Annotated in this window: 11 protein-coding genes and 1 pseudogene; 7 read left to right on the top strand and 5 right to left on the bottom strand. The window is 43.4% G+C overall.

Translation table 11 applies throughout. The features are described 5' to 3' along the window. Positions 1 to 36: 36 nt before the first annotated feature. The 3 genes and pseudogenes from ACRRU2_RS24905 to ACRRU2_RS24895 form a co-directional block, all read left to right on the top strand. Positions 37 to 195 (top strand): annotated as a pseudogene (locus tag ACRRU2_RS24905) (InlB B-repeat-containing protein); the annotation flags it as partial. Between the two features lie 445 nt (positions 196 to 640). Beyond that, positions 641 to 1,000, top strand: coding sequence for a hypothetical protein (locus tag ACRRU2_RS24900; protein ID WP_432505838.1), 360 nt, complete (start codon positions 641 to 643; stop codon positions 998 to 1,000). A 2-nt stretch (positions 1,001 to 1,002) separates the two neighbouring features. Beyond that, on the top strand, positions 1,003 to 1,299 hold the full coding sequence (locus ACRRU2_RS24895; RefSeq protein ID WP_432505836.1) for a hypothetical protein: 297 nt from the start codon (positions 1,003 to 1,005) through the stop codon (positions 1,297 to 1,299). Between the two features lie 127 nt (positions 1,300 to 1,426). Here ACRRU2_RS24895 and yjcZ read toward each other — a convergent pair whose 3' ends face one another. Then, entirely contained in the window at positions 1,427 to 1,558 is a 132-nt protein-coding gene (yjcZ, locus tag ACRRU2_RS24890; RefSeq protein WP_331697909.1) for a sporulation protein YjcZ, read from the bottom strand. A gap of 347 nt (positions 1,559 to 1,905) precedes the next feature. Here yjcZ and ACRRU2_RS24885 point away from each other — a divergent pair, with 347 nt between their 5' ends. Beyond that, the gene (locus ACRRU2_RS24885; RefSeq protein WP_432505834.1) at positions 1,906 to 2,412 is read left to right on the top strand and encodes a hypothetical protein; all 507 of its coding nucleotides are present in this window, start codon (positions 1,906 to 1,908) and stop codon (positions 2,410 to 2,412) included. Positions 2,413 to 2,611: 199 nt separating this feature from the next. Beyond that, positions 2,612 to 3,397, top strand: coding sequence for an aspartate dehydrogenase domain-containing protein (locus ACRRU2_RS24880; protein ID WP_331697907.1), 786 nt, complete (start codon positions 2,612 to 2,614; stop codon positions 3,395 to 3,397). A gap of 385 nt (positions 3,398 to 3,782) precedes the next feature. Here ACRRU2_RS24880 and ACRRU2_RS24875 read toward each other — a convergent pair whose 3' ends face one another. The 4 genes from ACRRU2_RS24875 to ACRRU2_RS24860 form a co-directional block, all read right to left on the bottom strand. Then, positions 3,783 to 3,980 carry a DUF6199 family natural product biosynthesis protein gene (locus ACRRU2_RS24875; protein WP_331697906.1) on the bottom strand — a complete coding sequence of 66 codons (198 nt, stop codon included), beginning with the start codon at positions 3,978 to 3,980 and terminating at the stop codon, positions 3,783 to 3,785. A gap of 149 nt (positions 3,981 to 4,129) precedes the next feature. Next, complete coding sequence (locus ACRRU2_RS24870; protein ID WP_331697905.1) at positions 4,130 to 4,687, bottom strand: cupin domain-containing protein; 558 nt, start codon at positions 4,685 to 4,687, stop codon at positions 4,130 to 4,132. Between the two features lie 102 nt (positions 4,688 to 4,789). Beyond that, positions 4,790 to 5,644 carry a septum formation initiator family protein gene (locus ACRRU2_RS24865; protein ID WP_432505831.1) on the bottom strand — a complete coding sequence of 285 codons (855 nt, stop codon included), beginning with the start codon at positions 5,642 to 5,644 and terminating at the stop codon, positions 4,790 to 4,792. Between the two features lie 359 nt (positions 5,645 to 6,003). Further along, a complete protein-coding gene (locus tag ACRRU2_RS24860) occupies positions 6,004 to 6,798 on the bottom strand; it encodes a helix-turn-helix domain-containing protein (protein WP_432505829.1) in 795 nt (264 codons plus the stop codon). A gap of 454 nt (positions 6,799 to 7,252) precedes the next feature. Between ACRRU2_RS24860 and ACRRU2_RS24855 the strand changes: the two genes are divergently transcribed. Both ACRRU2_RS24855 and ACRRU2_RS24850 read left to right on the top strand, forming a co-directional pair. Next, entirely contained in the window at positions 7,253 to 10,285 is a 3,033-nt protein-coding gene (locus tag ACRRU2_RS24855) for a glycosyl hydrolase (protein WP_432505827.1), read from the top strand. A gap of 18 nt (positions 10,286 to 10,303) precedes the next feature. Then, positions 10,304 to 11,740, top strand: coding sequence for an L-arabinose isomerase family protein (locus ACRRU2_RS24850; protein ID WP_432505825.1), 1,437 nt, complete (start codon positions 10,304 to 10,306; stop codon positions 11,738 to 11,740). Positions 11,741 to 11,795 lie beyond the last annotated feature (55 nt).

Here is an 11,795-nt window from a genome sequence, read left to right as displayed (position 1 = left end):
TACCTATACTGTAACCCTTAACAAGGCGGCACAGGCACTAACGGCAGCGGAAGTTATGAAAGTGGTGCAGTCGTTGCGATAGACGTAGGAACTCGCAATGACTGCAGCTTTAAAGGCTGGACTACAACAGTTGGCGTGTGCTTTGCTGATGCCAGCAGTGCGACGACCACCTTTACCATGACTGCCAATAATTGACCATTACGGCCAGTTGGAGTGAATTCAGAGGCGATCCGGGTGATAAGTTCAGTATTGAATAGGACAAATAAATGTAATTTCATTATGAGTCTTAATGACGATCAAAAGTTAGAAGGCGAGCAGACCCTGCTCGCCTTTTTGTATTGTGTGTGCCCAGTGGCACGCATCTCCAAGCCAGTGAAAGCCTGGCCGCAGGAAGAGCCCCAAAAACCAGATCCTTTGTCTCTGTTCAGATAGAAAATCGGCCAAAACCTTTCGAATCAAAAATAATGAAGTAATGAAGTAATGAAGTAATGAAGAAACAATGAATCAGTGAGCAAAAAATGCATCATGAATAATGTGGAAATGTGAATCCTCAGAAGGAATGCTGAATATTTCAATTAAGGTTGAATTGAGCTTGCTTTAGGTTATGCGAGATATCCCAATATCAGGAGGAGTTTGAGAAATGACCAATCGATGGAGGAATAACCTGGAGCTATGCGAAGTCTCCGAAGCGAGTATTATTATGTCGGACTCTGTGTCTTCTAGAGGCCGGCATGCGGTTCGTATACTAACGGAAGAAATTGAACGAAGAACGGGTATCCGCGTACCTGTTTCGGATTCTGTTCCTGTTGATCAACGGCCAATTATCTCTATTACAATGATCCATTCTCAAGTTTCCCCTGGCGGCAGCACTTACTCAACTTCCCCAGCCTACGGTCAGGAAGGCTACCGGATACAGATAAGTCATTCGAGCACAAGACGGTTAATCGAAATTGAATCGGCGGATGACAGAGGGATGCTGTTGGTGTTGGAAAGCTGCTAAGAATGATGTATCTGACAACAAACAAAATCGAAGTTCCAACTGATGTGGACTTGGCTGAAACTCCGCATTTTTCCCTGCGAGGACATCAATTGGGCTACAGACCGAAAACCAATGCGTATGATGCCTGGACGCCTGAAATTTATTCGCAGTATATTAGAGAGCTTGCATTGTTCGGAACGAATAGTATCGAAATTGTACCGCCAATCACCGACGATGAAAGAATAGGACCGCTAATGAAGTATGACCCGTTGTTTATGACGCGCCATGTGTCGGAGGTGTGTGTTTTCAACGATTCATAAATCTGGGCCGGGTGGATTCAGGGGCGAGGCTTTTATCTTCACGCCAAGGTACAGAGAAAAGGCCCAAAAAATGGGCCTGGGGGGAAAGTATAAGAAGGTAACTTACTTGTTGGGGGCATTCAGAAAATTAGAAGCCAAATCCACCGAATCCGCCGCCAAATAAACCACAAGTACAAGTAATGATAACTAAAAGAATGAAGAGTACAAGAATAAAGCCAAAGTTGTTATGACCAAAACCAACACCACCTACAGCACCCACTAAGCTCTCACCTCCTGTGTGTTAGTACACGATAATATATGCACTTTTATCACTATGTGACTGGGTGTTTGTAGTGGGTCATTTAAACCGTGATAGTAGTTTAGATGACATAACAAAAGCTCACAAAAAGATGTTGCTGAAAGGACTGTTTGGATTCTTCGATTGGGACGATGTCATAAAAATTGAACGGCATCCTGAAGCAAGTATGGTAAAATTATATTACATCAACAATGCTCCCACACGCCTTTTTCCAAAGCCCTTGAGCGGCAATATAATTAACTCAACGTGCAAAAATTATTACGTGGATTGTTGAAGTAAATTATTGAATCGGAATAGGAGACATTTCAATGTATTTTAAAAGATCACTCTTCTACATACTTACTTTGTTCCTTCCATTTTCGATCGCAGTATGTGATAAGCAGTCACCTACACAAATGAATGGGCCTGAATTCAAATTACAAACTTCTAACATTGAGATTTCCGAAATCAAAATGAGATCAGTAAGTATGAATGAAGATGAAAGGGAATACTTGGGTGTGGAATATGGGATCGTAGTAATATTGAATGACATTCCATTAGAAAATGAAGATGAAATTGGATTTGGGCTGGTTTTTAAAGGAAAGACACAAGAAATTCATGGGCATAATGGAGGGGGATGGATAAAAGGCTTTTCAGTTTTGGAGGAAGAGTCTTCATCAAAAAAAATATACATTCCGATGGCTTACTACTCCAATCATATGGAATTATCCGGCCAAGAATATCTTTTAAGTGAAGCTGCGAAAGAGGATTTGGAAATAGAAGTATTTTATAATGAAGAGTTTATGTTCTCTTTGGATGCTCCAAAATTTAGCTAGCTTCTTGATTATTACTATATAACTTGCTAGTATAGTAACTGCGGCTTGATGAACATGCAGCAGGAGTATTTCCTAGAAAGTAAAAGGGATTCTAATAGATTTTGAAAGTAACTTGAGCGAGTTACAAGCATCCTTGGTTATTCCAGGGTTGCTTTTTTGCTATGCATATAAAAAAGAAAAGACAGGAGTAGTAGAGACTATGAAAAAAATGAAGTTAGCATTTTTAGGCTGCGGATATTTAAATGAAATTGTTGCAGCTGCTTTACATAACGGTTATCTTCCAGAATATGAGCTTGTTGGGGCAATGGGGAGGAATCCGTTGCGGACAGAGGCTTTTGCCGATCGTCATAGCTGCAAGCCTTGCCATAGTATAGAGGAGCTTTTGGCACTAAAACCGGATATTATAGCAGAGGCTGCCTCTCCGCAAGCAGTGAGAGAGTACAGCGAAACCATTTTAAAAGGCGGATCCAACTTGGTAGTATTGTCTATCGGGGCTTTTGCGGACGCTGAGCTATATAACCGTGTAAAAGCAACCGCAGCCGAGCATAATACAAAGGTTTATATTGCTAGCGGTGCAGTTGGCGGCTTTGATGTTCTCCGTACAGCAGCTTTAATGAGCCCGATCAAAGCAACCATGACATCTAAAAAATCATTACGTTCCTTGTATTACACTCCGCTTTTCAAAGAGGAGCTAATGAATATTACAGAGCCGGAGCAAGTCTTTAGCGGAAATACGAAAGAGGCTATTGAAATGTTACCGTTTCACTTTAATGTGGCGGTTGCTACAGCGCTTGCCAGTGCCGGCCCTGAACAGACAACTTTGAATATCGATGCAGTTCCCGGATTTAGAGGGGATGAATATAAGATCGAGATTGAAGGCGAAGAAGTAAAGACAGATCTTAATATTTATTCCAGAACATGTAACATTGCTGGCTGGAGTGTAGTCGCAGTGCTGCGAAACATCGTATCACCAATTGTATTTTAATAGCTCGGTGAGAAAGTCCTTTTCATTTTGATTCTAACGGTTGTACCAGTGGCTATTTGCATCAAAAAGAGGCGTTTGGAATTCTAACGGTTGCACCAGCAGCTAATTTAGCAAAAAACGCAAAAATTTATTGAAATACACAAAATAAGCGCTGGCACAACCGTTAAAAATCCAGAGTATGCAAAAACATCGAAATAAGCTCTATTACGACCGTTAGAGTAAATGTACCTGGAACCCTGAACCTCTTTTTGCTATTTAAAACAACCATCTGAAAAAATTTATAATTAGACGTGGAAATAGCGTTACTACTTCTAGAAACAGATCAAGAACAAAAGATGAGCGTTCGGTGTGTTTCTTCATTTTACTCATATCATCATTCTCCTAATTAAAAAAGTAAGGGGACAAATACAAAGAGAAATACAATCAGGGCGATTATGCTGCTGATTCGGCTCATGAGCAAATAGGCATCACTCGGTTCTGAAGCGCCTTTGACCATCCAGCCATAGCGAAGGTACCAGCCGAAAGCTGGAAAAAGTATATTCAGAATTGCCAATATGACAAAAAGAATCGCAAAGATAATCATGAGCATCATCTCCTTTACGAATAATACGCAGCGGTTAATCGGAATGTTTCAAATATTCATTTTTGTTTATTTATGTATATTTCAAAGTGATGGATGGGATGAATAGGACAAAACGGGACCTTGTCGGGCCCCGTTTTTATGAAATCAATTTATTCAGCTGCCATTGCATCTGCTTTTGTATTGTGTACCGTACCGAATGGATGTTCAGGCGGTGCATATATGGTATATAGCTTCAGCGGTTTATTGCCTGTATTGGTTAAATTATGCCATGTTCCAGCTGGGACCATAATCGCATAATCCTCATAAACATTTGTTGAAAAGGTTAAATTGTCGCTCGTATTCCCCATCTGAACGATGCCTTCCCCCTCTTCAATACGCAAAAATTGATCGACATTCGGATGAACCTCCAGGCCGATGTCTTCTCCAACATTAATGCTCATTACAGTTACTTGCAAATGATCACCAGTCCATATAGCGGTCCGAAATGTATCATTTTGCTCTGCAGCTTCCTCAATATTTATAACAAAGGGATTTTTTCCATAGTCCTTTAATTCAATACGATTATCCCTGATTGCTAATTGACGATGAAACTGCCAGTATTCATAGTTTATTTGCTGAGGTGCCGCCCAAACGATAGGGGCTCTTCCACAGTTATAAATATGTGGACATGGATAAGCATATGGATACATGAATGGGGTGTGATACAACCTGCTCATTCCCTTCAAAGAGTAATACGATATCCTATGCCCAGGGAATGCACAATGTTAAAAAACAAGGGGAACTTTTAGGCTTCCGTGTTTTTATATTTATTAGCCGGTCGGTATTTCTCCACCGAGCGCTTCATAGGCATCCAGCGTGTTTTGCAAAGCTTTTTTCTCTTTATCGGTAACGACGTGATCATAATAGTATTGGCCTTGGTGCCTGACCGTCGTTTTTTTGGAGGATATAATCTTCTTTACCATTTCCCAATCCTTTGTCCCCATGTTTGTGTCGTAATACTCCCACACTTTAGTATCATTGTCTCTTTTAATATCGGACCCGGGATAGAGTTCAAATTTTTCGTCATCCACCTTAATAATGTATTTATCTACATAAACCCATTGGTCACCAAAATATTGGATTTTAAGACGAGGAGAAATAACGGTGTTATCATCATATTTACCAAAATAAATATGAAAGCTTTTTGCATTCACATATTGAGTCGTTGTTTTGTCCCGATACCAAGTAATCCCGTTTACTTCATCACGGTTACTGCGCATTTTTTGAGTTGCGGCGGCAATTCGCTTCTTTTTTTCAGCCGCTTCTTTTTCAACTTTCTTTTTTTGCTCAGCTTCAGCTTTTTCTTTTTCAGTCGTTAGCGTGTTGATCATCTCTTGCACAAGCTGTATTTCTTGAGCCTCAGGATGCTTATCCGCCAGTGTTTCCATTGTTGAGCTGATGTTTTCGAGGTCTTTATTTTCAAAATAATGTTTGGCTCGTGCCAAAAGCTTTTCAGGACCATTTTTTAGTTCTTCTATTTCCTTTTTCAGCTGTTCGTTTTCTTCTTGAAGTTTTACAATTTGCGCGTGTGAATCCTCCAAGGCTGCCGAAAGATTAGGACCTGTAGCACTACATCCAGTCAAAATAAGTATAAAAATAATAAAAAGAGAAATAAAACTTCTCACATACTCACCTTTTTAATTCCCCATCGGCTGAGGTACTTGTTGGGTAATGTTAGCAAGTTGATTATACTCCAGCGCTAAAAGTTTTACTATATGTGGTAGTTCATGCGGAAACAAAAATGGGACTCTAAGAGGTCCCGCGAGTTGCTATAAAGGAAGATTGGACAAATGCACGTGGGCAGGGTATCCACTGGAGGCGCGATAGCGTCCGCCTTTGTCTGCGCGAAATATCCGCTTATTCATTAACTTATAACAAAATTTCGTGAAGACAACAGCGGCCGTAAGGGATACCCTGCCAGCGAGAAATTAATTGTCCTCATTCATAGCTTTCTCAACGGGAACATCAAAAAGGTCCACGTTTTTCATCTTGACTGGAATGATGATTTTTGCTTATGCTCCTTCATAAAAGCAGACGGGGGTACGCCTATCGCTTTTTTAAACACTTTATTGAAATAGGATTGCTCGCAAAAGCCGAGATAATTGGATATTTCTCCGATGGTCATATGAGACTTTGTAAGCAAATCACGAGCGGCGGATAGACGGATTTGCTGTATGTATTCGGTAATGGTTTGTCCCGTTACGGTATGAAATACCGTACTAATATAGCTGGGCGTGCGATCGACAAGCTTGGCGAGCTTCTTCAGCTCGATTTTTTCACGGTAATGGTCTGCGATATATTCTTGAATTTGCATAACCAAATTGTTGGCAGCAGGGTTTTCCTGGTGGGTTAGCTCAATATTAAGCAGTGTAAGCAGCTCTAATAAATTATAGTGGCATGCGACCTGATAAAAGTTATGTTTACGTAGCCATTGCTGGGTAAGCAGGGAAAAGCGCTGGCTATAATAGGCTTGATTAAATATTGCGGCTTGGCGGCCCGACGACTCTTCTAGTACCGGAAGAGTGTAAGATTCCTTTTCGTAATGGAAATGTGCGACATACATTTCGTGTTTCTGCTTAGCCATATGTCTGGCTGAACGGAGAGCTCCCATCGGAACGTACAAGGCATCCCCTTTGCATAATGTGAATTTTTCTCCATTTACAAAATAGTCCATCATGCCATCTGTCATAAAAATAAGTAGATGATTTTCTATCGTTTTCTCGGTAACCTTCCAATCCAAATCACAATACTCATAGTATACAGCGATTGGCTCCAACACAGGCTTTCCCCCCTTGTAACGACGTCTTTTTAGGCTAAGGTCGCTTAGCGTTTCTTCTGTCATTCTAAGAATTTATAAGTTTTCACTATAAACTTGCTCTTAGAATTCTCGAAGAAACCGTACGTCCTCGATTAAGGACGACAGGGTCGTTCTATCTTGATAATATAGCATATTCAAGCCAATAGAAACGCAGGGTTTTAAAAATTACGAAACGCGCGATCGCCATAAGGACGGCGACAGCCGTTTCACCTTGAAATATAAGAATTTATAAGTTTTCACTATAAACTTGTTCTTATATTTCTCCGGAATGAAACGCGCGATCGCTATAAGGACGGCGACAGCCGTTTCACCTTGAATCGTAAAATTACTCAAAAAACAGAAACGTAGTTCATTGTTTGAGGCAGCGCCATCCTCTATGATTAAGGCATTCTACTGGGATGAAGGAGGGGCAGCAGTGTCATTTACTCCCGTTAAGACACCAGAAAAGCAATACCGCGGTGTAAATCTATGGTTTTTAAATGACCGCTTGGAGGATGAAGAGCTGATCAGGCAGCTGGACAATATGGACAAGGCTGGATGTGGCTCGATTATCGCAAGAACCTTTGACGGCTTGAACACGGAATATTTGAGTGAGGAATTCCATGCCAGAATGCGTACCATTGTCGACCATGCCGGCAAGCTTGGAATGAAGGTTTATCTGCAGGCCGGCTATATGCCGGGCGGTATTCCGGAATTAAAGCCGGAGCATCGGGCTTGTGTAGTAGCAGCTTTGCATGACAATGAGGAAATGGAGCCGGACGATCAAGTTCTGTATAAGGATAATCAGTTCACATATGTCAGAAGATTCAGAAATAATTATATCAATTTGCTGGATCATGAAGCAGTCAGCTCTTATTTGCAGCAAGCCTACGATGAGGCATGGCAGCAGCTGCATGAAGATTTCGGCAAAACTGTTTTTTCTGTGTGGGTAGATGAGCCCGAGTTTTCCCCGGATCAAATGCCTTGGTCGGAGCCAATGCTTATTCGATTTGAGGAAATGTGGGGGTATCGTTTGGAGGAGCATATACCTGCATTGTTTCAACGTTCAGATACTTCGTATAAGGTGAGATATCATTACCGGCGAACGCTGCTGCTAATGTTTATAGAGGCTTATTTCGAGCAGGTCTCTCATTGGTGTGACGAAAGAGGGCTTCAATTCAGCGGACATCTGATGGGAGAGGATAGGCTGGACTCGCAAATTGGTTTTACCGTGTCAGCTATGCCGCTGTACTCTTATATGCATCTGCCAGGCATTGATCATTTGACAGGTAATCTCAGATGGACAGCACTGGATCGATCCGGCGAGATGAGCATTCCGTTTATTATGACACCGAAGCAATGCTCGAGCGTCGCTCATCAGGAAGGGAAGCAAACGGTTCTGTCAGAAATGTATGGAGTTAGCTCGCAAGGGCTTACGTTCCAGGATCAGAAGCGGATCGCTGAATACTTGGCCGTTCTAGGCATTAATCATCGCTGCTTGCATGGCTCCTTCTACTCCATGCGCGGCAGACGCAAGCGCATCTATGTCCCGCATCTGTCAGAACAGCAGCCTTGGTGGGACGAGTATGCATATGCAGCCGATTATTTCGCCCGTCTCAGCTATGCGCTGCATCAGGGACAATTCGCTGCTGATGTGCTCGTTCTGCATCCAATCGAATCTGCTTATGGCCTCTATGAGCCGCATGACTTCGGCGAGCGGAAAACAGAAGATGTGTTTGCTATGAATGCTCATTTGACGGAGCTAAGCGGCAATTTGCTTTCGGCTCAAATCGGCTACGACTATGGCGATGAGCATGTGATGGAGCAAAAAGCGTATGTCGATGCAGACGGTCAGCTTCACATTGGACAGATGTCGTATCGAATCATTATTTTGCCTATGCTTTTCACATTGCGCGAATCAACGCTCCGCTTGCTTGAGCAGTTTGTTGACGGGGGCGGGATATTGGCATCGACTTCATCGTTCCCTGAGCTGGTAGATTGCGAGCCGTCAGAAGCGCTTCGCCGCTTGAAGGATAAAGCGATCTTGATAGATCACTCAATAGAAGCCTTAAAAGCAATGGCAGATAAATGGCTTGACCGCAAAATTCGGATTACTGCTGAACAAGGCTTGGAGTCCATATGGATACAGGAACGGAGTCTTGAAGATCAGCAGATGGTTTATATGATCAATACGAATGAGAAGTGTAAGGTTAACGTTGTTTTACATGCAAAAGAGTACCAGTCGGCCGAGCAATATCATCTGGATAATGGCGAGCTGAGCAGACTGCGGAATGAACAAATTGGCTGCGAAGGGGTGAAGGTAAGCTTCGCGCTGGAGCCTTGGGAATCGAGAGTGCTATTGTTTAACCCGGGATCCGAAGCGTTTGCGAGTCTAACAACTTCAACCGTAACTGAACAATTAATTACAGACACCATAGTTATTCCTGCTGGGCAGATGACGATGAAGCGGGTGAATCCGAACGCGCTGACATTAGATTTTTGCTGCTATAGAAAAGGCAGTCAGCTGTATTCCAGCGCTATTCCTGTTATTGCGGTTCAGGAGATTTTAACGGAGGAAGACTACGAGGGGCCAGTTTCTTTATGCTTTGAATTTCAAGCTGAGTCCATCCCTTCGTATATAGCAGCGGTTATTGAGCATGCGAAGGACTATACGATCAGGGTGAATGATAGAGATGTCTGCTATGAGGGGCTTCCTTATTACACAGACCCGTCTTTCCTTCCCGTTGATATTAGCTCTTATATTGTTCAAGGCAGCAACCAAATAGAAATTTCGCGGGAATTTAAGCCTTTGAAAAAAACGAATTTTTTTCACGCCAATCGCTTTCAAAACATTCCCGGTGTAGAGCTGGAGTCGATCTATCTAATCGGAGATTTTGCAGTTTACGGGGCTGTGTCAGACAAACCACAGCGTGATCGCTGTATTCGCTTGAAACCGGATATGTATATCGGAGAGGAAACTGTTAACGATGGCGCAAGCTGGCCCGAGGCAGGCTACCCTTTTTATTCAGGAGCTATGATGTACAGGACAAAAGTTTTATCAGATCGACTGGAGGCATCTGAGCGAATTGAGATTGCTCTATCTGGTCTGGAAGCTTGCATGGCGGTCATTCGAATCAATGGTCAGGAAGCCGCCAAGCTGGCGTGGAAACCGTTTAATGCAGATATTACAGCAATGGTAACTGCGGGAGAAAATGAAATCGAAATTATAGTCATCAATACGCTCAGAAATTTGCTGGGGCCGCATCATCATCCAAAGGGCGAGATGGATTACAGTTACGGCGAAGAATCGTTTTCCGGCCGCCGTTTGCCAGAGAAAGGAATGCTATACCCTGGCTGGTACAACAAGAGGACAGAGGATACTCTTGCTTGGACGGATGATTATTTCTTTATAGCTTATGGGTTAACTGGCATACAAATCATTCGATATTCCGCTGAACAGGCAAAATAAGAAAGGAGAGAATTTATTATGGGTATCATTCGTAAAAAAGCTAGAATCGGGATTGTTACGATTGGCCATAGGTTGTATTGGAGCCAATTTCCAGGGCTGGAGGAGGAATTGAAGGGGTATGGCAGACAGTTCGAGCAAATTATAGAAGGCTATGAGGTAGAGATAGTATCAGCAGGCTTCGTGGATGATATGGCCACCTCCTTTACAGCGGCAGAAAAGCTGAAAAACAGCGATCTCGATTTGCTCTTTTGCTACTTAAGCACGTATGTAACGTCAGCTGTCGCAACGGGTGTCATTACGAATGCAGAGGTTCCAACTGTGCTTGTGGCCCTGCAGCCGCGTCATGCGCTTGACTATGCAAATACGACAACGTATATGCAGCTTGTGAATGATAATGTATGTGCGCTCCCGGAAGTAAGCGGAGTGCTGCTGAGAACAGGCAAGCCTGCCGCGGGCATGGTCGTGGGGACGTTGAACGAAGACCCTAGAGCGAGAAGGGAGCTTCAGGAGTGGTGCCGGGCAGCAAGTGTAAAGCGTGCGTTCAAGCGTTCTAAAATAGGATATTTAGGCCACACTTACGAAGGCATGTACGATATGCATTCTGATCCGACCGCTTTTACTGCCTCTTTCGGCGCTCATGTGCAAATGCTTGAAATGTGCGATCTGGCCAAAATGGTCCATAGTGCAACCAAACAGCAGATAAACGATAAGCTCGATGAAATTCATAGCGTATTTGAAATTGCCGAGCCTTATATTGATCCGATTACAAGATTAGTGAAGCCGGAGGATTTGGAGTGGGCGGCCAAGGTGGCGGTTGGCATGGACCGCTTGATTGTAGAGCAGAACCTTGTGGGGATGGCTTACTATTACCGCGGACTGGACGGCAATGAGTATGAAAGAATCGCTTCCAATATGACGCTCGGCAATTCGCTGTTGACGGGCAAGGGAGTGGCGCTTGCCGGTGAAGCCGATCTGAAAACTTGTGCGGCGATGCTGATCATGGATCGGCTTGGAGCAGGGGGCTCCTTCTCGGAGCTGCACCCTTGTGATTTTCATGACGATATTGTTTTGGTCGGCCATGATGGTCCGCATCATGTCAATATTAGCGATGGACATCCTATTATTCGCGGCCTTGACCTCTTTCATGGCAAGAGCGGCTCCGGTATCGGCGTGGAATTCAGCATTAAGGCAGGACCTGTTACGCTGTTGTCCATTTCACAAAATCAAGACGGAAGCTATCGACTTATTGCTACAGAAGGGGAGTCGATCAAAGGAGCGATTCCGCGCACAGGAAATACGAATACGAGATGTAACTTCAACAGAGGCACAGCAGAATTCGTGGAGTCCTGGTGCATGGCAGGTCCGACACATCATTTCGCGCTGGGCGTTGGCCATGTAAACAGTCAATTGAAAAAGACAGCCAGCTTGATGAATCTGGAATTGCATATCGTTTAAGCAGCTGACATAGAGAGCTGTTCCATAAGTAGGGGAAGGGTTAGTCCCCGAACGG

The sequence above is a fragment of the Paenibacillus sp. GXUN7292 genome (assembly GCF_050864975.1).
GTDB lineage: Bacteria > Bacillota > Bacilli > Paenibacillales > Paenibacillaceae > Pristimantibacillus.
Note: the sequence above shows the minus strand (reverse complement) of the source record. Positions and strands in the feature narration are given on the sequence as shown.

Coding starts and splice junctions, on each gene's coding strand:
- ACRRU2_RS24900 (WP_432505838.1), top strand. CDS start 641: ATGACCAATCGATGGAGGAATAACCTGGAGCTATGCGAAGTCTCCGAA.
- ACRRU2_RS24895 (WP_432505836.1), top strand. CDS start 1,003: ATGATGTATCTGACAACAAACAAAATCGAAGTTCCAACTGATGTGGAC.
- ACRRU2_RS24885 (WP_432505834.1), top strand. CDS start 1,906: ATGTATTTTAAAAGATCACTCTTCTACATACTTACTTTGTTCCTTCCA.
- ACRRU2_RS24880 (WP_331697907.1), top strand. CDS start 2,612: ATGAAAAAAATGAAGTTAGCATTTTTAGGCTGCGGATATTTAAATGAA.
- ACRRU2_RS24875 (WP_331697906.1), bottom strand. CDS start 3,980: ATGATTATCTTTGCGATTCTTTTTGTCATATTGGCAATTCTGAATATA.
- ACRRU2_RS24850 (WP_432505825.1), top strand. CDS start 10,304: ATGGGTATCATTCGTAAAAAAGCTAGAATCGGGATTGTTACGATTGGC.